19 protein-coding genes are annotated in these 23,066 nt (G+C 59.8%); 7 read left to right on the top strand and 12 right to left on the bottom strand.

The features are described 5' to 3' along the window. Positions 1 to 112 precede the first annotated feature (112 nt). Together D3Z90_RS10950 and D3Z90_RS10945 are read right to left on the bottom strand one after the other, a co-directional pair. Complete coding sequence (locus tag D3Z90_RS10950) at positions 113 to 886, bottom strand: NAD-dependent deacylase (protein ID WP_136475756.1); 774 nt, start codon at positions 884 to 886, stop codon at positions 113 to 115. Between the two features lie 11 nt (positions 887 to 897). Next, on the bottom strand, positions 898 to 1,551 hold the full coding sequence (locus D3Z90_RS10945; protein ID WP_168198458.1) for a hypothetical protein: 654 nt from the start codon (positions 1,549 to 1,551) through the stop codon (positions 898 to 900). 230 nt (positions 1,552 to 1,781) lie between these two features. On the opposite strand from D3Z90_RS10945, the gene D3Z90_RS10940 reads away from it, so the two are divergent. The 4 genes from D3Z90_RS10940 (at position 1,782) to D3Z90_RS10925 (ending at position 6,581) form a co-directional block, all read left to right on the top strand. Then, positions 1,782 to 2,426 (top strand): hypothetical protein, encoded by a 645-nt coding sequence (locus D3Z90_RS10940; protein WP_136475754.1) that lies wholly within the window; start codon positions 1,782 to 1,784, stop codon positions 2,424 to 2,426. Positions 2,427 to 2,584: 158 nt separating this feature from the next. Then, positions 2,585 to 3,124 carry an RNA polymerase sigma factor gene (locus tag D3Z90_RS10935; protein WP_218571427.1) on the top strand — a complete coding sequence of 180 codons (540 nt, stop codon included), beginning with the start codon at positions 2,585 to 2,587 and terminating at the stop codon, positions 3,122 to 3,124. Beyond that, positions 3,121 to 4,056 (top strand): FecR domain-containing protein, encoded by a 936-nt coding sequence (locus D3Z90_RS10930; protein ID WP_136475752.1) that lies wholly within the window; start codon positions 3,121 to 3,123, stop codon positions 4,054 to 4,056. Before D3Z90_RS10935 ends, D3Z90_RS10930 begins: the two co-directional genes overlap by 4 nt. 125 nt (positions 4,057 to 4,181) lie before the next feature. Next, positions 4,182 to 6,581, top strand: coding sequence for a TonB-dependent siderophore receptor (locus tag D3Z90_RS10925; RefSeq protein WP_136475751.1), 2,400 nt, complete (start codon positions 4,182 to 4,184; stop codon positions 6,579 to 6,581). A 45-nt stretch (positions 6,582 to 6,626) separates the two neighbouring features. Here the strand turns inward: D3Z90_RS10925 and D3Z90_RS10920 are convergent, their stop codons facing one another. Continuing rightward, a complete protein-coding gene (locus tag D3Z90_RS10920; RefSeq protein ID WP_136475750.1) occupies positions 6,627 to 7,625 on the bottom strand; it encodes a cyclase family protein in 999 nt (332 codons plus the stop codon). 97 nt (positions 7,626 to 7,722) lie between these two features. Here D3Z90_RS10920 and D3Z90_RS10915 point away from each other — a divergent pair, with 97 nt between their 5' ends. Together D3Z90_RS10915 and D3Z90_RS10910 are read left to right on the top strand one after the other, a co-directional pair. Then, on the top strand, positions 7,723 to 8,703 hold the full coding sequence (locus D3Z90_RS10915; RefSeq protein ID WP_136475749.1) for a LysR family transcriptional regulator: 981 nt from the start codon (positions 7,723 to 7,725) through the stop codon (positions 8,701 to 8,703). Positions 8,704 to 8,767: 64 nt separating this feature from the next. Next, positions 8,768 to 9,220, top strand: a complete 453-nt coding sequence (locus D3Z90_RS10910) for a hypothetical protein (RefSeq protein ID WP_136475748.1) — start codon at positions 8,768 to 8,770, stop codon at positions 9,218 to 9,220. Between the two features lie 119 nt (positions 9,221 to 9,339). Here D3Z90_RS10910 and betA read toward each other — a convergent pair whose 3' ends face one another. From betA to speB, 5 genes are all read right to left on the bottom strand, one after another. Continuing rightward, the gene (betA, locus tag D3Z90_RS10905; protein ID WP_136475747.1) at positions 9,340 to 11,025 is read right to left on the bottom strand and encodes a choline dehydrogenase; all 1,686 of its coding nucleotides are present in this window, start codon (positions 11,023 to 11,025) and stop codon (positions 9,340 to 9,342) included. Between the two features lie 4 nt (positions 11,026 to 11,029). Beyond that, entirely contained in the window at positions 11,030 to 12,499 is a 1,470-nt protein-coding gene (locus D3Z90_RS10900; RefSeq protein WP_136475746.1) for a cytosine permease, read from the bottom strand. Further along, complete coding sequence (locus D3Z90_RS10895; protein WP_136475745.1) at positions 12,496 to 12,675, bottom strand: hypothetical protein; 180 nt, start codon at positions 12,673 to 12,675, stop codon at positions 12,496 to 12,498. The genes D3Z90_RS10900 and D3Z90_RS10895 overlap by 4 nt, the downstream gene beginning before the upstream one ends. Positions 12,676 to 12,773: 98 nt before the next feature. Beyond that, positions 12,774 to 14,282 carry an aldehyde dehydrogenase gene (locus tag D3Z90_RS10890; protein ID WP_136475744.1) on the bottom strand — a complete coding sequence of 503 codons (1,509 nt, stop codon included), beginning with the start codon at positions 14,280 to 14,282 and terminating at the stop codon, positions 12,774 to 12,776. Between the two features lie 15 nt (positions 14,283 to 14,297). Then, complete coding sequence (gene speB, locus D3Z90_RS10885; RefSeq protein WP_136475743.1) at positions 14,298 to 15,269, bottom strand: agmatinase; 972 nt, start codon at positions 15,267 to 15,269, stop codon at positions 14,298 to 14,300. Positions 15,270 to 15,569: 300 nt separating this feature from the next. Here speB and D3Z90_RS10880 point away from each other — a divergent pair, with 300 nt between their 5' ends. Next, positions 15,570 to 16,484 (top strand): LysR family transcriptional regulator, encoded by a 915-nt coding sequence (locus D3Z90_RS10880; RefSeq protein WP_136475742.1) that lies wholly within the window; start codon positions 15,570 to 15,572, stop codon positions 16,482 to 16,484. Between the two features lie 15 nt (positions 16,485 to 16,499). On the opposite strand, the gene D3Z90_RS10875 is transcribed toward D3Z90_RS10880, so the two are convergent. The 4 genes from D3Z90_RS10875 to D3Z90_RS10860 all read right to left on the bottom strand — a co-directional run bounded on the left by D3Z90_RS10875 (position 16,500) and on the right by D3Z90_RS10860 (position 23,051). Next, the gene (locus D3Z90_RS10875; RefSeq protein ID WP_136475741.1) at positions 16,500 to 18,710 is read right to left on the bottom strand and encodes a xanthine dehydrogenase family protein molybdopterin-binding subunit; all 2,211 of its coding nucleotides are present in this window, start codon (positions 18,708 to 18,710) and stop codon (positions 16,500 to 16,502) included. Beyond that, positions 18,710 to 19,705 (bottom strand): xanthine dehydrogenase family protein subunit M, encoded by a 996-nt coding sequence (locus tag D3Z90_RS10870; RefSeq protein WP_136475740.1) that lies wholly within the window; start codon positions 19,703 to 19,705, stop codon positions 18,710 to 18,712. Before D3Z90_RS10870 ends, D3Z90_RS10875 begins: the two co-directional genes overlap by 1 nt. Next, the gene (locus D3Z90_RS10865) at positions 19,705 to 20,385 is read right to left on the bottom strand and encodes a (2Fe-2S)-binding protein (protein WP_136475739.1); all 681 of its coding nucleotides are present in this window, start codon (positions 20,383 to 20,385) and stop codon (positions 19,705 to 19,707) included. The genes D3Z90_RS10870 and D3Z90_RS10865 overlap by 1 nt, the downstream gene beginning before the upstream one ends. Before the next feature lie 242 nt (positions 20,386 to 20,627). Further along, on the bottom strand, positions 20,628 to 23,051 hold the full coding sequence (locus D3Z90_RS10860) for a TonB-dependent receptor (RefSeq protein ID WP_136475738.1): 2,424 nt from the start codon (positions 23,049 to 23,051) through the stop codon (positions 20,628 to 20,630). Positions 23,052 to 23,066: the final 15 nt, after the last annotated feature.

Below are 23,066 nucleotides of genomic sequence, written 5' to 3'. Positions count from 1 at the left end.
TGGGCAATTCAAGTGGGCGGCGCTTGCAGTCTTCAACGTCACATCGAAAAGCGAGACATTGAATGTCCGAAGCATTGCAACTTAGAGAGGTCCATGTTGGCTGTTACATTCGTCATGACACATCATCAGACTGCAATCTTTTTTTCAGCAATTGTGGCAATACCTCACTTGCTCGCCCCTCTAGCCAAAACTCCCGCGCGCTACGGACACACTTGGTGTCAGGATTGATATGCACCACGGTAGCGCCCGCCCGCCAGGCAATATCTGGTATTTGTGCTGCAGGTTTGACAACGCCCGATGTACCCACGGATAGGAGTACGTCACAGTCTTTCGCAGCGGCAAAAGACTGCGCCAATGCCTGCGTAGGGAGACTTTCTCCAAACCACACTACGCCAGGGCGTAGCTTGCCACCGCAATGACTGCAACGCGGCGGCTCCACGTGCCGCCCCTCTATGGGCTCATCAGGCGGTGGCAGAGGATCGATAGCGAACCTGGCGCAGGCAAAACAACGTGGTTTGCTTAAACTTCCATGCAGATGGATAACCTCAGTACTGCCAGCGCGCTCATGCAGGTCATCTACATTCTGTGTGACCAGTGTCAGCTTCGGAACGATGGCGGATAGTTCCGCAATCGCCCGATGTGCCAGATTTGGGTGCGCTTTGTACACCTGCATTCGCCGCCACTCATACCAGCCCCATACGAATGTGGGATCTCGTCTAAAGGCTTCACGGGTAGCTAGGGCGGCGGGGTCGAAGCGTGCCCACAATCCTGCCTGCGCGTCACGGAACGTCGGAATTCCACTTTCCGCAGAAACTCCAGCGCCAGTAAAGACAAGGACATGTTTGGCGCTTTGTAGTACATCAAGCACGCCCTGATCAATTTCCACGGCAGGCCTCCTCAGTGTTTTCTTTTTACCAATGCAGCATAGATAGCGGACTGTCCACTCGCCGGGTCTATATAGTTTGCCGTGGACATGTCGCAGAGATGCACGGGCTCTAACGCAAGCTCCAGTTTGGGCGCATCTGCATACCATTCTTCGTCGTTATGCAGCGCATGTTCGAAGGCCTGAAGCATTCCCGGGCAATCCTTGAACTGAGGATTCACAGCGTAACCGCCGGCTTGATCTTGGTAGAATCGATGAAACACTAGAAAGACCACCCCCCAGCGAATGACGTGGTCATTTGATTCGGTATTGGGTATTACCTTTTGCAGGTCTCGGCGGATTTCCCATATTTTCTGGTAGGCATTTTTATTATTGTGGACGACTTTGAACTCCATAGCATGGGGGGGCTGATCGCCTGTCTGATCCTCGATCCACACATCTACTTTCTTGCGCTCGGCAGCGATCAGCCAGCGGGGCACATTGTGTCGCTCATCCAGAGGTTCGCCCAAGCCAAACCGGGCGCGATTAACGTCCAGGAGCGCTGCAGCTTCCAGACTCAACCAATGTTCAGGGGCCGCCGTGACGGCAATGGACATCAGCATGCGTCGGCGCTCCTCCTGCTGGAGATGAGTAATCAGGAAATCAAAAAATGAAGGTACAAAGGACATAAGTGCAGTCTGCGTTAGTAGGTTTGAGCAGTGGTTCGCCAACAGCATGTTGCATGCACGTGCGACGAAATGGGTCGCGGACGAGCGCAATCCAGTCAGTCCAGGCGCTGGCTAATGATAAAGTCGTTGCGGCGTCGAACGCCCTATTGGCTAGAAGTAGGTGATCGAATATCCGACAACCTAGTGATACATTCGCAACTTAATCCATTCTCGGTTTTTCAGGGTTTTAGATGACGCTTACGTTCAAAACCGTGTATCACCGCATAATTGTTAGACAATTCCCTTATGGACCAACAACCACATTGTCATCCATGGATGCGCCGGTTGATGCAGTGGCTGACCATTTTGCCAATGTTCTCTTCTTAATTGGCGCGCCTCGAGAGCACAGCTCGCTAGATACCAATAGAGTGGTGACATTCTACGTTGATTCAGAACCGATGAAGCGCAACCTGAGCGAAAACGAAGTTCAGGTGCTCTATGACGCAGGCGGCCCATTGAAAGAGGCCTTTGTGCAATGGGCGATGTCACTGGTTGAGTTCATGCGCCTGATGCTGTTCAGGTTAGGGATGGTCAGTGTCGATTTTGCAGACCTTTTGACCGTTATTCATTTCTCAAGCTCCAAGCGTTTTCGATTTGAGAAAATCCCCTACGATGACCACGCCACTGTTCCATACGACAAACACACGGGGGCGGGCTACCGGACGCTTTACAGTTGCGTTGCAGGACCAGTAGATCTCTCACTGGCTCACTACTCGGACCTGCAAAGCACACTTGAGCTTCATAATCCTGGCTGCATCATGATTAAAACTGCGATGACCATTGCAGAGTACGACCCGCCGATGATGATGTTGCTTGGCGAGCCTATCAATACCTGATGGTTGTCCGGATCGTTGAAGCCAGGTGCGATCTGTCGCGCGCTAAACACCACTCACCTAGAAAGAACGCTAATAGCAATACTTCTTATTTACTTGGATTTGACAAAAGCTTAAGCTCCGTAGGCGGCCATCCCGGTCGTGTCACAGAGCAGCCGACCGTGCCATTTGCCCTTCCCTCCCCGACAATTCCCCGGAGCCCGTCGCTGAATTGGCAAGGTATCGACCTGCGCTGGGCGTACAACGACCTGCTGCTGAGCCTGAGTCGCCAGACCCGTTGCGTGCACCGCGCTTACGACGTGCTGCATGACGCCCTGTTGCGCTTTGCACTGGCCCAGCATTCCCAGCCTGTGACTCAACCCAATGCGTACCTCAGGCAAGTCGCGCAATCGGTGTTGATCGACCACTACAGGCGCAATGACCGCCTACAGCCGCTGCCTGATTACGAGGAAGCCCGCGATGAGCACGTTGCGCCTTCGGCAGAACACCTGCTCGACATCCAGCAACGGCTGACCGCTCTGCATCGTATCCTCGACTGCTTGCCACCGCGCTGTCGCGAGGTTTTCTGGCTGGCGCGCATCGAGGGCTATGCTCAGAAGGAAATCGCGCTAAAGCTGGAAATTTCCCTGAACATGGTCGAGCGCCATATGGCCCGCGCCTTGGTCACCTTACGCGACGCCCGCGACTTGCTGCGCGCATGAATTCGATTCGCGAACAGGCAGCGTTGTGGTTTGCGCGCATGTACAACGCCGATGCCGCGCATCCTGAACACGCCGATTTTGACAACTGGCTCGCGGCCGACCCGCGCCATGTGGCTGAATACCGTGCCCTTGCCGAACTCTGGGGCGACTTCGCCTCTACCAAACGTACCGAGGCGCTGGCCAAAGCCATGGAGCGCAGCAATGCTCAACGTCAGCGCCGCCGCTTGCTGCAAGGTGGCATGCTGGCCGTGTTGTTGGGAGTGGGCTGCACGCTGGGCTGGCACGCCCATCGATACGGCCCGCTGGAGCTTGATTTGCACACGGGCATTGGCGAACAACAGACGCAGCATCTGCGAGACGGAACCGAAATCATCCTCGATGCCGACACTCACCTGCACCTGCGCTACGAGCCTGGCCAGCGCCAGGCAGAACTGGTGCATGGTGAGGCAATCTTCCATGTCGCCCGCCAGCCGCAACGGCCCTTCGTCATTGACAGCGGTTTGGCACGGGTGCGGGTACTGGGCACCCGTTTCGTGGTCAATCGTCTGCCCGACCGGCTGCGGGTCAGTGTCGAAGAGGGTCGAGTGCAGGTGGAGAGCCTTGCCAGCAGCGGCGAAAGCCTGGTGCTGGGCGACGGTGAAGTTGCCGAAGTGGGCGCCGATGGCCACCTGCAGCGTTTGCCCCGCGCCGCCAACGATGCCTTCACGTTCCAATCCGGCAGCCTGGTGTTCGACCAGGCCGATTTGACCGAGGTTGCCGCCAGCCTGTCGCGCTACCGGCAGTCGCCCGTGCGCGCTGCGCCTGGCACCAGCCCGCGCGTCAGCGCTGTGGTGCAACTCGCCAATGTCGAAGGCTTCCTGCAATCGCTGCCGCAGGTCGTACCGGTGCGCTTGCGCGACGACGCGGGCACTACCGTTCTTCTGCCCCGCTAGGCCCTAAAGTCAGTCGAGTGAAATACCACTTGTCGGCTTTGCAAATAATTTTCATTTCGACATCAGGGTAAATCGCCCTTCGCGCGTTAGTGCTACAGCAACCAAACACAAGAAGGAAACTCTGCATGTTGATGCAACCGACCCTGCGCGCCCTCTCGGCCGCAGTGGCCATGACGCTGGCCACCCAGGTGCTGGCCGCGCCGATCGATCTCGACCTGCCAGCACAGCCGCTGGCTACCTCGCTTCGTCAGCTGGGCGAAGCCGCAGGGTTGACCATCGCCGTCGACAGTGCGCTGGTGCAGGGTCGTCAGGCTCCGGCGGTCAGCGGCCAACTGGAGGCGCATGACGCCCTGTCGCGACTGCTGGCCGGCAGCGGCCTGAGTTACCAACAAAGCGGAAACACATTGATCGTCAGCCAGCCGAGCGCAGATGCCCTTGAGCTTAGCGCCACCAGCATCAACAGTGTTGGTCTCGGTGCCACCACCGAGGGCACCGGCTCCTACACCAGCGGTTCCACCGCTACCGCAACCAAGCTTCCCTTGTCGATCCGCGAGACGCCTCAGGCAGTCAGTGTCATGACCCGCCAGCGCATGGAAGACCAGAACCTCACCCAGCTCCTGGACGTGGTCAAGCAGGCCCCGGGGCTTAACGTCAACCAGGGTGGCAACGCCGGCTCGGATTCCAGCAACATTTACTCGCGCGGCTTCCAGGTAGAGAACTATCAGATCGATGGTTTGCAACGCCTGGACAGCAACTACAAGTCCGTGGCTCAGAGCAACGACATGATCCTCTACGACCGCGTCGAGATCATCCGCGGGGCCACCGGTTTGACCAATGGCGTGGGTACCCCCGGGGCCACCGTGAACTTGATCCGCAAACGCCCGACCGCAGACTTCAAAAGCAGCGTCTCGGTCGCGACCGGCTCGTGGAATTACCAGCGCAATGAAGTCGACGTGGGCGGTCCGCTGAATGACAGCGGCACCCTGCGCGCCCGCGTGGTCGGTGCCTACCAGGACAACGAGTCTTACATCGACCGATTCAACGAGCGCAAGAAGGTGTTCTACGGCGTGGTCGAAGCCGACCTCACACCCGACACCTTGCTGACCTTCGGTATGGACTCGCAGTCCCACGAGGCCGATGACCATGCCCGCAGCGGTCGTCCGTTATTCAACAGCGACGGCTCGCGGGCCAAATGGTCCCGTTCGGATTCGGCGGCCGCCAGTTGGGCCTACTCCGACCGCAACTTCACGACCGCTTTCGCCACCCTCGAGCAAAACCTCACCGAGCGCTGGAAAGCCAAACTGACGCTGAACCGCGATCGCTACGAATATGATGAAGTGCTCGGCTATGCCGCTGGCGGCAACCCCAATCCAGCCACCGGGGCCGGGGTCAATCTGTGGGCCGGGCGTTGGGAAGCCAAACCGGTGCAGACCAGTGTCGACCTGAACATCGCCGGTAGCTTCGACCTCTGGGGCCTGGAGCACGACGCCGTCGTAGGCTATACCCGCCAGCACACTGAGTACCGTACCAACGGCTATCCGCTGTGGTGGTTCGATGGTTGGAGCAACGCCATCCCTAACATCTACACCTGGAACGGTGATACCCCTGGCAAGCCGCCACTGCCAGCCACCAGCCGCATCGACTATCAGGAAGACCAGACTGCCACCTACGGCAGCACGCGCCTGCGCCTTACCAATGATCTCTCGCTGGTTCTCGGTGCACGCGTCAACGACTGGAAAAACACGGTCAAAACCGACTACTACGACACTACGCCAGACACTGACGAACGCCGCAAGGAAACCGGCGTGGTCACGCCGTTTGCCGGGGTGGTCTATGACCTGGATGAACATTGGTCGGTGTATGCCAGCTATACCAGCATTTTCAAACCGCAGAGCAACAAGGACATCAACGGTCAGTACATCGATCCGCTCGAAGGCGACGGTTATGAGGTGGGCAGCAAAGCCGCATTCTTCGACGACCGCCTGAACCTTGGCCTGGCGTTGTATGAAATCAAGCAGGACAACCTCGCCGTCCTCATCGAGCCTAACGTCCCGGTTCCCGGCGGTGGCTTCGCCTACCGCGCCGAATCCGGCACCAAGACCCGTGGCTTCGAACTGGAAATGAGCGGCGAGCTGGCTCCGGACTGGCAAGCCAGCGCCAGCTTCAGCCGCAACATCGTGCAGGACGCCGCGGGCAGCAAGCTCAACACCAACGTTCCGCAAAACACCTTCAAACTGTTCACCACCTACACCATGCGCGGTATCGGCAACGGCCTGGCCGTGGGCGGAGGCGCGAACTGGCAGAGCGAGATCTACAGCAACAATCAGGGCCCGAACCGCGTGCGCTTCACCCAGGGTGACTACGCAGTGGTCGACCTGATGGCGCGTTACCCGATCACCCGTCAGTTGAGTGCGACCGCCAACGTCAACAACCTGTTCGACAAGGAGTATTACACCAACACCGCCGGTAGCAGTTACTACGGTACCCCACGTAATGCCACGGTCGGTCTGAAATACGACTTCTAGTGCGTCATGGTGGTGTCCAGCTGGTTGAGTGGGCACCACCAACCCTCAATGTACCGGTAAGGCCATCGGTCGCATCGGCGCTGCATCGGCGCCGCGCAGCTTCAACGAGGCGCCCACGAAGGCAAATTGGTAAACGCGATCCTTGGACAAGCCTTCCAGATTCACCAGTTCGATAATCGGTGCGCCCTGCATCGCCAACAGATAGGTGTGCAGCGGCAGGTAATTGCCCTCGACCTCCGAAGGGAAGGTCTCGAAACTCAGATTATCGGCACCGACCACCATTGCACCGCTGTCTTCTACCAGAAATTTCGCTGCATCCAGACTCAGGCCCGGCGGGTTGGCCATGTAGGCCTGGGCATGTTCATAGTCGCGCATGCGTCCGGTACGGATCAGCACCACGTCGCCCTTCTCCAGCGCCACACGTTGCTTGGCCAACGCTTGTTGCAAATCGCTGCGGGTGATGCGGTAGTTATCCGCCAGTTGCTCCAGGCCCTTGGCCATGGCGACATCAATCATCACTCCCCGAGCAATGATCGGCGGCAGCTTTTCCGCGCCAGTGACGTTCCAGCCGCGATCACCCAAGTGCTCATCGGCGCGAAACCCGTTCCAGATCTTGCCGTTGAGGCCAAAGTGGTTGAGTGCATCGATATGGGTACCCATGTGTGCATACATCGACACCGCCGAACCACTGTAGCTGACATGCTGGTTCATCGGTTCGCCGACCTGCATCGGATCGGCGACCACATTGCCATGGGGGGTGTGGGTCATCCACATCTGATACGGCGGATCACCTGCGGCTTGCCAACTGGGCATGCCGACGAAGTATTCCACCGCCAGGTCGTAGGCCTGGGCGCCATTGACCCGCGCCAGAATCGCTGCCTGCGACTGCGGCGTCATGAGGTTCAGGCGACCGATCTCGTCTTTCTCCCCCCAGGGACTGATGCCCACCTCGGGCTTGGCCAGCGCACCAGCGCTGCACAGTGAGCTGAACATCGACAAGACGGCCAGACCGGTAAGGGTTTTGATCCACGAACGCTGCAACATGAGAGAACTCCTCAAAGGGGAGCGCTCATGTTATTAGTAGAAAATTCAAAGATAATCAGGCGTAAGGTTAATTGATATTCAACCAGGAGGAAAAAATATGGATGTGTTGCTGGCCATGCGCACTTTTCGCCGCGTGGTCGAGCGCGGCAGCTTCAGCCAGGCGGCAGTCGACCTGGGACAATCCACGGCGGCGGTAAGCAAGCAGGTGCGCCAGTTGGAAAAGCACCTGGGCAGCCTGTTGCTGCTGCGCACTACCCGGCGCATGAGCCTGTCCGAATCCGGCCAAGCCTATTTCAGCGAGTGCTGCCACCTGCTCGAGGAACTGGACGCCCTCGAACGGGCGACCCAAAGCGGTTCCAGCGAGCCCAGCGGCCGTCTGCGGGTCAACGCACCGCTTTCGTTTGGACTCAAGGTGCTGTCACCGATTCTGGTAGCGTTTATGCAGCGCTACCCGGATCTCAAGGTAGAGCTGACCCTCGACGACCGTCTGCTGGACGTTGTCAGTGAAGGCTTTGATGTATCGTTGCGAATTCGCAGCCATTTGCCCGACTCTTCGCTGGTCGCCCGGCGCCTGGGTGAAGTGGCGCAGGTGATCTGCGCTGCACCGGCCTACCTGAAGGCAAACGGTACGCCACACAGCGTCGAGGCGTTGCGCGAGCACAGTTGCCTGGCCTATCGCCTGGCCGAGCATCCCGGCAGTTGGCAGTTACAAGGCCCGCAAGGCAACAGCCGCCTGGAGCTACCCGTACGCCTTGCGGTAGACAACAGTCTGATGTTGAGCGAGATGCTCCTGGCCGGCCTGGGCATCGGCGCCCTACCCTCTTTTATCGCCCAGCCCTTGCTCGACAGCGGCCAGTTAATGCAATTGCTTCCCGAACAATCGATGCCGCGACGCTCGATCTATGCGCTGTATGCCAGCCATCGGCATGTGTCGCAGAAAGTCAGGGTGTTCGTGGATTTTCTCGCCTGTGCGCTGCAAGCGCTGCCGCCAGACACGCCAGCATCCGACGCCTCTGCCGGCGCGGTGAAAAACATCGTTGACACCTCCATGCCCGGCAGCCAGATAAGGGCATATTGACATCACCCCAGGCGAATAGAGAGCATGGACAGGCTTCGAGCCCCCTTCATCAAGGAATTTTCGCATGACCTGCATCACCCAAGTCGACAGCACGCTCTGGGCATTGATCGGCCGCCTGCAAGGCGCTGAGATACAGACGCCGTACACGCCGAGCAACAAATACTTCCAAGTAGAATCCGTCAATGCAAACGCCGTTGTGATACGCACAGGCGAAGGCGGTAGCGCTGTCGCCTTGAGACGAGAAGCCTTCCAGCAAACCCTGGACTATCTCGTGAAACATGAACACGTCGGTGAAAGCAACGCGATCAAAATCGAATCCAATCATAACGACGAGTTGGCCGGGCCTCTGTGCAAAGCTGCACGCGAGCTGCCCAATGGCGACCTCGGCACCGTTGTCATCACGTATATCCTTCCGATCCTGGAACAGTGCGAAGCGGTCGCCATCGGTCGTTTGTCGAGACCCACCACGACCTGGCTGATCACTCAACGCGAGCCACTGCGCAGCTCAGGACAATAACCAAGATCGTTTGATCACAACATAATTGTCCCCAAAAAGGGCAGCGCGGATCATCTGCGGACTGCCCTGCGTCAACGCCAAGCTCATTCGCCAGGCCTTGCCCCTGTTAGCGACCTACATCATGCACGCACCTTGCGCCGCGGCACCCGGCTGCGCTGCTCTTCTTCCCAGCCCTCCACCAGACCAACTGGCACATCAACCGCTGCCAGGGTCTCGCGTCCGCGTACCAGGTCGCTGGCGCGCTCGGCGAGCATGATAGTCGGGGCATTGAGGTTGCCGTTGGGCTCGCTCGGGAACACCGACGAGTCGATCACCCTCAGCCCCTGCAAGCCATGTACACGCAGCGCCGAGTCGACTACCGCCATGTCGTCCTCGCCCATGCGGCACGAACCACAAGGGTGCATGGTGCTCTCCATGTTGGCGCGCACGAAGGCGTCAATTTCTTCGTCGGTCTGCACCTGAGGACCCGGCGCCAGTTCTTCGCCGCGGAAGCGGTCCATCGCCGGCTGGGCAATGATTTCCCGGGTCAGGCGTACGCAGCGACGAAAACCCTCGCGATCCGCTTCGCTCTCCAGGTAGTTGAAGCGAATTTGCGGATGCTGGTACGGATCGGCCGACAGCGCCCGCACGTGGCCTCGGCTCTTGGGCTTGTTCGGCCCGGTCAGCACCATGAAACCATGCCCCTTGAACGGCTTGTCGCCGTCGTAGCGCATCGCCGCCGGCAGGAAGTGAAACTGGATGTCCGGCCAACGCAGGCCTTTGGACGAACGGATAAAACCACCGGCCTCGAAGTGGTTGCTGGCGCCCAGGCCGTCCTTGAACAGCAGCCAACGCAAGCCGATCATCGCCTTGCCCAGCAGGCTCATCTTGCCATTGAGCGTCACCGGTTCCTTGCAGGCGTACTGAATGTAGATCTCCGAATGGTCCTGAAGGTTTTCACCCACTCCGGGCAAGTGATGGAGCACCTCGATCCCGGCTTTTTTCAGGACGTCCCGTGGGCCGATACCCGAACGTTGCAACAGATGCGGCGAGCCGATCGGACCGGACGACATCAGCACCTCGCGATTGCAATACACCTTGTGGGTCTGGCCGCCCTCGTCGTACTCCACACCCACCGCACGCGAGCCTTCAAGTAGAATGCGCCGGGTCATCGCGTGGGTGATCACCGTAAGGTTCGGCCGGGTCATGGCCGGGCGCAGGTACGCATTGGCGGTGGACCAACGCACGCCGTCCTTGACGGTCATGTGCATGGCCCCGAAGCCTTCCTGCATGTAACCATTGCAATCATCGGTCTTGATGTAGCCAGCCTCGCCACCGGCTTCCACCCAGGCGCCATACAGCGGGTTCTGCATGTTGTTGCCATTGTTGGTGGACAACGGTCCGGCGCCGCCGCGGTAATCATCGCCACCGAATTTATAGTGCTCGGCGCGCTTGAAGTACGGCAGGCAATTGCGATAGCTCCAGTTTTTCGCGCCCAGACTTTCCCATTCATCGAAGTCGCAGGCATGACCGCGGATGTAGACCAGGCCGTTGATCGAGGACGAACCGCCCAACACCTTGCCCCGTGGGCAATGCAAGCGTCGGCCATCCAGGTGCGGCTCGGCGACTGTCTCGTAGCGCCAGTTGTACTTCTTGGTGTTCATCGGCAACGAGAACGCACTGGGCATCTGGATCAGCACACTACGGTCGCTACCGCCGAACTCCAGGACCAGCACCGAGGTGGCCGGGTCTTCGCTCAAGCGGTTGGCCAGAACGCAGCCAGCAGAGCCTGCACCGATGATGATGTAGTCATATTTCTTGTTCATGGTTCTAGTCCTGTACTCGAAGGCCTGCGGCCTTGATGTTGCGTTCATTGCCTTTGGGGTAGCCGCCCCAGCCCAGGCGCACGGCCAGCAGTCGGGTCAGGCTGTAGTGCACAAGCCCGGCCAGCAGGCAGGACGGCAGCGAGGCCGTGGCCAAGGTGAAGAAATCGGTATGCGCCAGGGTTTGCGGGTTGAATATCACCACGTAAATGGCAAAGCCCGCCGCCAGCGCGACCAGTGCGATGGGATTGAAGCCCTTGCAGTAGCGCAGCGGCGACGCGCTTTGTTCAGCGTAGAGATGACGCAGGTTCAAACGCTGCTTGCGTAGGAAGAAGTAATCGGCAATGCCAATACCAGCCAGGGCACTGTTGAGCGCGGAGGTCCACACCAGGAAAATGAAAAAGCCGTCGTAGATGCCTGGAAGAAACACCACGATCACCACCGGAATGATGCAGAACAGCCCGATCAGCACGCCCCAGCCCATACTGCGCAGCCGCTCCCCGGCCAACTGACGCAAGCCGATCACCGCGGTGTAGAGGATGTTGACCATACCGGTCAGGTTGGCAAGTGCCAGAAAGCTCAGCGCTATCACCCCGAAGCCCAGGCCACCGGCCAGGCGCATCCAGGTCGTAGGATCGCTGCTGCCCAAGGTGGTGGCGGCGAACAGGCTGACCGACTCCCCCAGCGCAGCGGCGCCGAAGATCCCGACCAGATTCGGCCAGAACGCCGTGCGTTGATTGCTGCACAGACGTGACAGGTTGCCAATGTAGGGCCACCAGGAAAAGCCCGCGGCAATGTTGATTTCCACCGCGATCATGAAGTTGACATGGGGATTTTCGAACGGTGGTTGCAGCGCCGGCATGGCCAGCAGTTCGGCGAAACTGTAACGACGGGAAATGAAGTACATCAGCGCCAGCATGATCAGGATCAGGCTCGGCGCGATCACCGCGCTCAAGCGGCGGATCATGTCCGGTCCACGCATGGCCACCAACGCCGCGAGTACAATCGCCAGCAAGGCACCTGCCGTCACAATCCAGCCGTCACCATCAGGCTGGCCTTGCTGCACCAGGGTTTCCAGGTTGTCCAGTGCCCGCCCGCACATCAGCCCCAGCACCGCCAGCCAGCCCATGGTCAGCACCACCACCGACAGGAAGTAGACCAGGCGACTGCCATTGAGGCCGAACATGCTGCGCAGGAAGGTGAACTGCTCGACGCCATACTTGCCACACGGCAAGCAGGTCGAGGATGCCGCCAGAACCACCCCGACAATATTGCCGATAATGATCGCGGCAATCCCTTGCAAAGGCCCGACAAACAGCGCCGTAGCGCCGCCTATCAGGAATACCCAAGTGGCTACCGCCAGCGCCGAATTGGCGTAGGCAAAGCCCCAGAAACCCCAGACTCGTTCATTGGGCAGCAAAGGCGTATCGCCACGTTCGGCACTGAGGCGAAATTCCTGCTCTCGAGCGGACTTCATGGCCGGCCTCCCAGGACATACGCGCCGATGACCATCACCAACATCAGCGCAACCAGTGCGACAACATCAAGGACACTCAATGCCCCCGGCCGCTCACGCCTACCCTCCAGCTCTTCATAGGCGCACAGGCGCCTTTCCAGATCTTGCGCTCGCTCGACATCCACTTGGCTGTTCATCGGCATCACCTCGACAGGTTCTTGTTCTTGAAATTCGATGCATTCGATAAACCTGCGTCGCTCGCCAACTTTCAGCGACGCAGGCCGGCCCCGTTACCTCAGGGCAAGGTGATCCAGACCGCCTTGGTCTCCAGCAAGAACTCCAGTTGCTCTGCGCCCATGTCCTTGCCATAGCCAGACTGTTTGTAGCCACCGAATGGCATGGATGGGTCCAGGGTGCTGTGGGCATTGACGTACACGGTGCCGGCACGCAGGCGTGGAATCAGGCCATGAACCTTGCCCAGGTCGTTGGAGTAGATCGCCGCCGCCAGGCCGAACACCGAATCGTTGGCCAGGGCCAGGGCCTGCTCCTGGGTATCGAACGGCAGGGTGACCAGTACCGGGCCGAAGATTTCTTCGCGCACGATGCGCATGTCGTTGTTGCAGTGGGCGAAGATCGTAGGCTGCACGTAGAAGCCTGGACCTTCGACCGGCTCGCCGCCGTAGTACACCTGCGCGCCTTCGCCTTTGCCCACGGCAATGTACTCGAGCACGCGCTGCTGTTGCTGACGTGACACCATGGGGCTGATGAAACAGTCCGGATCCAGGCCCGGGGCAATTTTGAGGGTGGCGGTGTAACGGGCCAGCGCTTCGAGGAACGCCGGGTAGATACTGCGTTCGATGTAGGCACGGGTGCCGGCATCGCACACCTGCCCGGAGTTGAAGAACACGCCATTGGCGACCGCCTCGGCTGCTGCGTCGATATCGGCATCGGCGAACACAATCACCGGCGACTTGCCACCCAGCTCAAGGGTCAGGCGTTTCATCTGGTCCATTGCGGCTTTGCCCACCGAGCACCCGACCGGGGTGGAACCGGTGAAGCTCAGCTTGTCGATGCCAGGATGACTGGACATCGCCGCGCCCACCACGCTGCCGCGCCCGGTAACAATGTTCAGCACACCGTCAGGTATGCCCGAAGCCTGGACCAGCTCGGCAAAGCGCAGGGCCGACAGCGAGGTCAGCTCCGCAGGCTTGACTACCACGGTACAGCCTGTGGCCAGTGCTGCACCCAGCTTCCAGGCCATGGTCTGCAGCGGGAAGTTCCACGGCACGATGACCCCGACCACCCCCACCGCTTCCTTGCGGGTGTAGGCCAGGTAATTGCCTGGCAGCGACGGCTCGACGGTACGGCCGTGGATCTTGCTCGCCCATCCGGCGAAATACCGCAGGGTATCGACTGTGCCCTGAATATCCACTGCGCGGGCTTGGACGACCGATTTGCCCATGTCGATGGACTCGATTTGCGCCAACTCCTGGGCATTGGTTTCGATCAGATCAGCCAGGCGATGGATCAGGCGCTCGCGTTCGAGGGGCTTGAGCTGGCTCCAGGCGCCGCCATCGAATTGTTCGCGGGCGGCGCGTACGGCACGGTCCAGATCCTCCCGGGTCGCCATCGGGATACGTGTGAGCACGCCTTCGGTCGACGGCTCGATCACCTCGGCGCTGGCACCATCGCTGGCCTCGAGCCAGGCACCGCCAATGAACATGCGCTGTGGTTTGGAAAGAAATGCCTGGGTGGCCTCGCAAACGCCGAAGGCCTGCAGGTAGGCTTTTACCTTGTTGTCCACTGGAGAGTCCCCGAATCAGCGCGCGTTGGCGCGTGCATGGAAGATGAAGCCGATGCTGTTCATCAGCAACTGCGCGGCGAGGATCGAGGTGACGCCCGCAGGGTCGTAGGCCGGGGCCACTTCGACCAGGTCCATGCCGACGATCCGGCCCTTGCTGCGTCGGGCCAGCGCCTGAATGATTTCCAGCACTTCGTAGTACTGGAAGCCGCCGTGACTCGGGGTACCGGTGCCTGGTGCGATTGAAGGATCGAAGCCGTCGATGTCGATGGTGATGTAGTAGTCGCGACCTTCAGGGATCATCGCCATGACACCCTCGCAGCCCAGGCGGCGTACATCGCGTACCGAGAGAATCTGCGAGCCGGCTTCACGTGCTGCGTCGTAGTCGTCGCGGTTGGAGGAAGACACGTTGCGGATGCCCATTTGGGTCATGCCGACAATGTGCTCAAGCTCCGAGGCGCGACGCAGTGGGCTGCCGTGACCGTAGCGCACGCCGTGGCGCTCGTCGACGAAGTCCAGGTGGGCGTCGAAGTGCACGATATGAATCGGTCCGCGGCCTTCAAACGCCTTGATGACCGGCGCATGAATCGAATGGTCACCGCCAAGTACCACGGGCATTGCACCGGCATCGAGGATCTGGCGCACGGCCCACTCGATGTTGGCGTTGCTGGTGGCCATGTCGGTATGCACGATATCAGCATCACCCACATCGACCATGCGCAGATGCTCTTCAGTCAGGTAGGTGGCGTCATCTTCGAAATCGTATGCCCCCGAATGGCCGAAAGAGAACAGCGTCGATGCTTCGCGGATGCCTCGGGGCCCAAAACGTGCCCCAGAACGCCATTGGGTGCCCATATCGTTGGGTGCGCCCAGGATCGCAACGTCTGCATCGATGGCTGCCCAGTCGGTGCAGATGGGTGATTTGGCGAAGGTGCAATGCCCCACAAAGGGCAGGTTGAGACGGCCGGATTCATAACCGTGCTTTGCCATGTTCGAGTTTCTCCACGTTATTGTTCTGGTCAGGAGACGGGGCGACTGCTCGACCACCGTTGCAGCCACTATGGCGTCAGCCCAGGCATGGAAAAATGCGCAAGTGCAGATGCATACATCGGTAAACACGAAGTGTGCGCACCTGTACCGACCGATATCCAACCCAGCCCATGCGCCCACCGATATTTCTCAACGCCAGGCATTGCGGACGGCATACGCGCAGGGTTAGCTTTAGAAAAAAAACATGGCCCGGGCGTTCATATCAGCCACTACGATGTGACGACCGGAAGGGAGGCCACGGTGATCCAGCTCCACGATATCGATCTGAAGCTTCTTCGGGTATTCACCACCATCGTCAAATGCGGCGGCTTTTCTGCGGCGCAGGCCGCACTGAACGCCGGCCAGTCGACTATCAGCGAGCAAATGACACACCTGGAGACCCGCCTGGGGGTCAAGCTTTGTCAGCGCGGACGCAGCGGCTTTCGCCTTACCGAGCAAGGCGCGGCCATTCATGAAGCCACCTTGCGTCTGCTAAGCGCCGTAGAAAGTTTTTGCATGGATGCCGACGTGCTCAAACAGCACATCAGCGGCAAGCTCAACCTGGGCATTATCGACTCCACCCTGACCGACCCCAGCTCACCGCTACCGCGCACCACCCAGCGCTTTGTCTCGCGAGGTCACGATGCACACCTGCACATTTACATCGGTGCCCCCGCAGAGCTGGAAGAGCGCGTGCTGGACGGTCGATTGCACTTGGCCGTAGGCCATTTCCCCCTGCATGTACCGGGGCTGTCGTACCTGTCCCTGTACGACGAAGCCCTGGGTCTGTACTGTGGCCGTCGCCATCCGCTGTATGCCAGCAAAGCTGCCAATGGTCGCCTGCTCGAAGAAGTGCGCGCCTGCCATATCGTCGTGCGCGGCTATATGCAACAGTACGACCTGGAACAACTGGGTATTACCAAGGCTGCCGCAACCGTAGAAAACATCGAGGCTGCGGCGATCCTCATCATCTCTGGGGCCTATGTCGGCTTTTTACCTGTGCATTTCGCCGAACCCTGGGTCAAGAGCGGCGAAATGCGCCGACTGGGCGCGAGCACGCTGGATCTCACCTCGCCGTTCGATGTCATCACCCGACGCGGTGTATCGCCACCGCCAATCCTGCAGGCTTTTCTCGAAGACCTGAACGCCTGCATGCACCCGCCCGGACTCGCCTGAAGAGCTTCCCGCCGCTCAAAGCGTCATCAGCTTTTCCTTGGTGATCGGCAAGTTGCGAATGCGTTTTCCAGTGGCGTGGTAAACCGCGTTTGCCACCGCCGCAGCCAGGCCGGTCACGCCGATTTCACCAATACCACGCGCCCCGAACTCACTGAGGTTGTAGTCCGGATAATCCAGCAAGGTGACATCGATATCGGGTAAGTCGGCATGCACCGGCACCACGTACTCCGCGTAATTATTGTTCACCGGCAAGCCGCTGCGCGGATCATTTTCACCGGCCTCGAACAGCGCCATGCCCAGGCCCATGATGATCGCGCCTTCGACCTGATTGCGCGCCGCCAACGGGTTGACCACTTTGCCAACATCAATGGCGCTGACCACGCGCGCTACACGCAGGCGCGAAATACCCGGATCCCAGCGTACCTCGACAAAGTGCACACCGAACGAGCGATAGGAGAAGTCGCCATCCTTTGCGCCGCTCTTGAAACTGCCTTCGGCGCGGCCCAAACGCTGATGGACCAGCACATCGGCAAAGTCGACCCGCTGGCTACCGTTGACCAGTTGGCCGTTCTCTACCTTCAGGTCATCGGCCTTGGCGCCGGCGAGCAACCCACCGTCCATGACCGCGTACTGCCGCAAGGTTGCCAATGCCGCCCGGGTTGCACCGGCGATGGCCGGCAAGATGCTGGCTGTGGCCCAGGATCCGCCCGCCAACGCGCCCGGCGGAAACGTCGAGCTGCCCAGCTCAACGCCGATACGCTCGAACGGCAGGCCCGTAAGCTGTGCCACCGTCTGCGCGACCACCGTATAGGTGCCGGTGCCGATGTCCTGCTGCCCGCACTGGGCAAGCACAGTGCCATCCGCACGAATGATCACACGGGCATCGGTGGGTACCTGAAAAGCCTCCCAATTGCAGGCACCCATGCCATAACCAATCAACTCATCGCCGTCGCGCATGGAGCCAACATCGGCGTTGCGTTTATGCCAGCCAAATCGCTCGGCGGCGGTATCGATTGCCTCGGGAAGATGGTTGCTCGACCAGGGCAAATCCAGGCTTTCATCGCGGCTGGCCAGGTTGAGCTTGCGAAACGCCAGCGGATCTGCCCCCCGCGACAGCGCCAACTCGTCGATTGCCGACTCCAGGGCAAACAGGCCCGGCGCAGCGCCAGGGGCACGCATAGATGTCGGTGTGCCTCGATTGAGTGGACTGCTTTTGTGACTGACCAATACGTTTGCACAGGCATACAAACTGCGGGTGACACTGCCGCAGGTTTCGACATAGGCATCGGTAGGCGATGTGCTGTTCACCGATTCATGCCGAATCGACACGAGCCTGCCGTCTTTATCGGTGGCAAGGCGAATGCGCTGCGAGGTTTCCGGGCGATGTCCGCTGGTGGTAAACATCTGCGCCCTGGGCAGCACCAATTGCACCGGCCGCTGCACCACCTTGGCGGCGCCGCAGGCGGCAATGGCGTGCGGCCAGGGCCACAATTTGCTGCCAAAACCCGAACCGATGAAGGGCGCATGCACTTCGACCCGATCTGGCGGCAGGTCGAAGACATTGGCCAGTACGTTGCGGTGATTGACCACCCCCTGGGTGCCCTCATAGACATACAGCTTGCCGTCGCGCCAATAGGCCGTGGTGGCATGCATCTCCATCGGGTTGTGGACTTCCACCGGCGTGGTGTAAGTCTCATCCAGCTGCGTGGCTGCCGTGTGCCAGGCTGCATCCGGATCGCCTCGGCTGTGTCCGCCCCCGCCTTCCCGCGCGCCGTGCTGGCGCAGTGCGTCGCTGAGGTTGCTGATCGCCGGCTTTTGCACGTACTCGACCTTGACTTCAAACGAGGCAGCACGGGCTTGCTCGAAGGTTTGCGCAACGACCAGCGCCACGAATTGCCCCGGATAAGAGACCACATCGTCTTCAAAGGGTAAGCGGCGTTCATCGACCTTGGCAGCACTGAGAATATCCTTGAAGCTCATGGCCACATTCGGGGTGCGGTGCAACTTCGGAAAGTTACCGTGGTGTAGCACAGCAACCACCCCCGGCATGGCCCGTGCATGGGTGTCATCGATGGCGACGATGCGGCCATTGGCGACAGTGCTGAACACACCATAGGCATAAGTCATGTCTGCGAGCGGATGATCGGCCGCGTAGCGCGCGGCGCCCGTCACCTTCAAACCGCCGTCGATACGCTTGTGGGGGGTGCCAATTATGGACTGACTCATCAGCGTGTGCTCCTGGCGGCAAGATCGCGCAGATTGCGCGTCACCACCTGCTGGCCCAACGGAATCTTGAACGCGTTGTGTTGGTAGGCCTGGGCGCCTTGCATGGCCAGCTCTCCTACCTGAGTGAAGAGTTCGAGGCCGGCTTGCTTGCCGGCCAGGGCACGCTCGGCTTCAGGGGCACGCCAGGGCTTGGTGCCCACACCGCCAAGGGCAATTCGCGCCTGGGTAATGCGCTGACCGTCCATCACCACAATGACTGCACTCGAAGCCAGGGCAAATTGGTAGGAATCCCGGTCGCGCAGTTTCAGGTAGGCAGAGCGGCTATTCGCCAGGGGCGCATCCAGGGTCACATAGGTGATTAGTTCATGGGGCTGGAGTGCGTGCTCTTCCCAGGGTGTCTGCCCCGGCAGCTTGTGGAAGTCGGCAAAGGCTATCTCGCGTATCCCGTTCGGGCCCTGCACCGTTACCTGCGCACCAATGGCGGCGATGGCCACGCACATGTCCGAAGGATGGCACGCGATACAGTGCTCGCTGGTACCCAGCACGGCATGGACGCTGCGATTATGGCCATCGATGGCCGCACAGCCCGAGCCTGGCTGGCGCTTGTTGCAGGGTGAAACACCATCGCGAAAGTAGTTGCAGCGCACCCGTTGCATGAGATTGCCGGCGGTGGTGGCCTTGTTGCGCAATTGCGTAGAAGCACCCGCCAGAATCGCCTCGGACAGCACCGCATACTGCTCGCGGATCAACGCATGATTGGCCAGCTCGGTGTTGCTGACCAGCGCGCCAATGCGCAGGCGCCCGTCGCCAAGGCGTTCGATTTGTTTGAGCGCGAGGTGATTGATGTCCACCAGACGGTCGGTTTGCATGACATCCAGCTTCACCAGGTCCAACAACGTGGTCCCCCCGGCCAAGTACAATGGCTGGCCTGGCGCGAGGTGACTGCTGATGGCCTGAGCAGGCGATTGCGCGCGGGTGTAGTCGAAAGTACGCATCAGGCTACCCCTCCCATCTTGCCGCGTGCCGATTGAATGGCCGCGAGGATGTTCTTGTAGGCACCGCAACGGCAGATATTGCCGCTCATGGCTTCCTTGACGCTGGCATCGTCAGCGCCAATGCCGGGGTCATTGAGCAGCGCCACGGCACTCATGATCTGACCGCTGGTGCAGTATCCGCACTGGTACGCGTCGTGGTCCCAGAAGGCCTGCTGAACCGGATGCAACGCATCACCCTTGGCCAGGCCCTCAATGGTGGTGATGCTATCCCCGTCGTGCTGCAGGGCAATTGAAAGACAGGAATTTATCGCCACGCCGTTGACCAACAAGGTACAGGCGCCGCACTGGCCATGGTCACAGCCCTTCTTGGTACCGGTGAGCTGCAGGCGGTCACGCACGACATCCAGCAGTATCGCGTTGGCCGGAACATTGAGCGTGTACAACTGGCCGTTGACGTTGAGCTCAAGGCGTTGCTCACCCGCTTTGGGCGCACCTGCCTCCTCGATCACTTCTGGCGCCGACTGGGCAGCACCCATGCCTTCCGGTATCCAGGTCGCCACGGTAGCGGCGGCGATTCCCGAAACGCCGAACTTGAGGAAATTACGCCGTGAAGGCTCGACGTCGGGTCGCCCGGTGTCTGTTGGAGGTTCGTGTTCGTCTGCACCCTTACTCTGCGTCATCAGGTTTCACCTTTATTATCCGAACAGGCACCAGGCACCCCAGCATTCGCTCTTGTGGGATAAGCGCTGCGTTAGTGGGCGTAGTGCACTTGTCTGTTTCACTGCGATGGCCACTGACTGTGCGATTCGCACCGGGGCACTTGAGTTCAATCCATCTGGCGGATTGGCAATGATCGAGTCGGATTGGCGATGACGTGGAAGGGGGTGTCTGGCCGCTGGTCCTTCAGCGGCTGGGCGCAACGTCAAAACACCGGTGTGTATTTGACGCTGAACATCACGTTGCGGGGGTCGCCATAGTAGTTGTTGTAGTCAATGGTGCTGTACGCCGGCAGGTAGTACTTCTTGTCGAACAGGTTGTTCAGGTTTGCCGCCACGCTGACTTCATCATTGATCCTGTAGGCAATGCGCGCATCCCACACTGCGTAACCTGGCAGGTCGAATTTATGGTCATACGACGTGGTACCGGTAACGGCGGTTGTACCGAGGCCGACCGACGTGCGGTTCCAGTCGCCCGGCAAGGTGTACTCACCCCACAGTTTCAGTTGGTGCTTGGGCGTCCAGGTGCTGAACACCTTGCCTTTGTAGTCGGCGTCCTCAAGGTACTTGGTGGTGTTGTAGACATACCCTGCCATCATTTGCAGGCCATTGAGCACTTCACCGCTGATCTGCGCCTCCAGCCCCTGGCTGCGTACCTTGCCCGAGGCTTTCGAGCAATACCAACCGTCACAGTCCATATCGCCGTTGCGATCGAGCATGGCGCGGTTTTCCTGATCGTAGCGAAACAGCGCGATCGAAGTATTCACCGCGCCGTCGTACAACTCGCCCTTCAAGCCCAACTCGTAGTTGCTGCCTGTGACCGGTTCGACCACCGAACCTGAGGCAGTACGTGCAGTCTGCGGCTGGAATACATCGGTGTAACTGGTGTAGACCGACCACTGATCATTGAGGTCGTACACAAGGCCTGCGTAAGGCGAAACCTTGCCGCTGGTGGAGGTAGTCGACTCGCTATAACCGGTATGGTCGAAACCTTCACCGGAATAGGTGTAGTCAAACCAGCTGGTGCGGCCCCCAAGGATCAGTTTCAGTGGCTCGGTCAGGTTGACCGACCAGCGCGTGTACAAGCCCTTTTGCTCGACCTCGTACGCCGTGAGCTGACCGAGACCCCGACGCGCCAACTCGTAGATGTCGGGCATCGGACGGTGATGATCGACATTGGAAGAATCCGCCAATGGAGTGGGCGCACGCGCCCAGCGGTCGTCGGTTTCGATATGGGAGTAGTTGGCGCCGAGCAAGAAGGTCTGTTCAAAGCCAAAGCCGGTGAACTGGCCGTCCAGGTACAGGTCAAGGCCTTTGCTATGGGTGGTGAAGTCGGTGCTCCAGTCGATGTAGTTGTTCTTGGTCGAGCCATTGGTTGGCAAGGCATCCCACAGCGCCTGGTAGGTCGCGCCATTGTGTTCGCTCATGTATACGCCGGCAGCCTTGACCCGCCAGTTGTCATCAAGGCGATAGCTGGCGTCGAGAAACACACTGTTCTGATCGTTGTTGGCCCGGTTCCAGTCGGCGCCCACATAGGATGAACGCGGCCAATCGGGGTTACCGCCGTCGGCGAAGCGCGGTATGCCGAGCATGGCCGGTCGCGAGTGCCCTTTTTGATTGGTCATGCCGATGCCCACGGTCAGGTCCGGGCTGAAGTCGTAGTCGATAGCGCCGTACACCGTCTGGTTCCAGCCGCGAACATAGTCGACGAACGAACCGCTGTCGCTCTGGTTGACTACGGTGCGGCCGCGCAGGGTGCCGCTCTCATTCAGCGGTCCGCCAGCATCCAATTGCAGGCCATAGCGGTCCCAGGAACCGGCCTTGCCGGTGAGGCTGACAGTTGCCTTCTGCTGACCGCGCTTGCGCACCAGGTTCATTGCCCCACCTGGGCTGTCACCGCCCTGGAGCAACGCTGCCGGGCCGCGGAGAATTTCGGCGCGGTCGTAGATGCTCAAGTCTTCGGTCAGGTAGCTACCCAAGGAGTAGGTGTTGCGTGGAATCGGCACGCCGTCGTACTGGATGGTGTCGATGCTGAAGCCACGGGAATAGATGAACAATCCCGAGCCAGGCGACTTGGCTGGGGTAAGACCTGGGGTGCGGGCGATCAGATCGGCGATGGTCTCGGTGTTCTGATCGTCCATTTGCTTACGGGTCATTACCGTCACAGACTGCGGTATGTCCTTGAGCTTCTGCACGCCTTTGCCCAGGGTCACGGCACCCGAGGTATAGGAGTGACTGCCCTCGGTGGTGGCCAGCGGCTGGCGACCGATGATGCTTGAGGTTTCCAACTCCAACGCACCATTGCTGGGTTCGGCAGGCAGCGCAATCAGGTATTGGCCGTCGGCGGTGACACTCAGGATCAGACTGCTGTTAGCGATCAGGTAACCCAGTGCCTGCGCTACGCTCAGGCGTTGATTGAGTGCCGGTGCCTGGACCGCATGGGTGGCATCGGTGTTGAACAGAATGCGCGCCCCCGTCTGCCTGGCCAGCGCGCTAATCGACTGGTCCAGTGCCTGCGCCGGTAGGTCGAAACGGTATTGCGCCTGTTCGGCATGCAGCGGTGCGGCGACAACAAGGCTGACGCTCGCCACCAGCAGCGGACGGTACAAAGGATTGAAAGTTAACGTCATGGGATCCCTATTGAA

This window comes from Pseudomonas sp. DG56-2 (assembly GCF_004803755.1).
Classification (GTDB): Bacteria; Pseudomonadota; Gammaproteobacteria; order Pseudomonadales; family Pseudomonadaceae; genus Aquipseudomonas; species Aquipseudomonas auratipiscis.
The sequence above is the reverse complement of the archived record's forward strand: the minus strand, read 5'-3'. Positions and strand labels throughout refer to the sequence as shown.

What these genes read in the sequence shown, in the direction of transcription:
- D3Z90_RS10920 (WP_136475750.1), bottom strand. Translation starts at nt 7,625, where the DNA reads ATGTTGCAGCGTTCGTGGATCAAAACCCTTACCGGTCTGGCCGTCTTG.
- D3Z90_RS10865 (WP_136475739.1), bottom strand. Translation starts at nt 20,385, where the DNA reads ATGACGCAGAGTAAGGGTGCAGACGAACACGAACCTCCAACAGACACC.
- D3Z90_RS10910 (WP_136475748.1), top strand. Translation starts at nt 8,768, where the DNA reads ATGACCTGCATCACCCAAGTCGACAGCACGCTCTGGGCATTGATCGGC.
- D3Z90_RS10895 (WP_136475745.1), bottom strand. Translation starts at nt 12,675, where the DNA reads ATGAACAGCCAAGTGGATGTCGAGCGAGCGCAAGATCTGGAAAGGCGC.
- D3Z90_RS10900 (WP_136475746.1), bottom strand. Translation starts at nt 12,499, where the DNA reads ATGAAGTCCGCTCGAGAGCAGGAATTTCGCCTCAGTGCCGAACGTGGC.
- D3Z90_RS10930 (WP_136475752.1), top strand. Translation starts at nt 3,121, where the DNA reads ATGAATTCGATTCGCGAACAGGCAGCGTTGTGGTTTGCGCGCATGTAC.
- speB (WP_136475743.1), bottom strand. Translation starts at nt 15,269, where the DNA reads ATGGCAAAGCACGGTTATGAATCCGGCCGTCTCAACCTGCCCTTTGTG.
- D3Z90_RS10870 (WP_136475740.1), bottom strand. Translation starts at nt 19,705, where the DNA reads ATGCGTACTTTCGACTACACCCGCGCGCAATCGCCTGCTCAGGCCATC.
- D3Z90_RS10860 (WP_136475738.1), bottom strand. Translation starts at nt 23,051, where the DNA reads ATGACGTTAACTTTCAATCCTTTGTACCGTCCGCTGCTGGTGGCGAGC.
- D3Z90_RS10945 (WP_168198458.1), bottom strand. Translation starts at nt 1,551, where the DNA reads ATGTCCTTTGTACCTTCATTTTTTGATTTCCTGATTACTCATCTCCAG.
- betA (WP_136475747.1), bottom strand. Translation starts at nt 11,025, where the DNA reads ATGAACAAGAAATATGACTACATCATCATCGGTGCAGGCTCTGCTGGC.
- D3Z90_RS10915 (WP_136475749.1), top strand. Translation starts at nt 7,723, where the DNA reads ATGGATGTGTTGCTGGCCATGCGCACTTTTCGCCGCGTGGTCGAGCGC.
- D3Z90_RS10940 (WP_136475754.1), top strand. Translation starts at nt 1,782, where the DNA reads ATGACGCTTACGTTCAAAACCGTGTATCACCGCATAATTGTTAGACAA.
- D3Z90_RS10925 (WP_136475751.1), top strand. Translation starts at nt 4,182, where the DNA reads ATGTTGATGCAACCGACCCTGCGCGCCCTCTCGGCCGCAGTGGCCATG.
- D3Z90_RS10875 (WP_136475741.1), bottom strand. Translation starts at nt 18,710, where the DNA reads ATGAGTCAGTCCATAATTGGCACCCCCCACAAGCGTATCGACGGCGGT.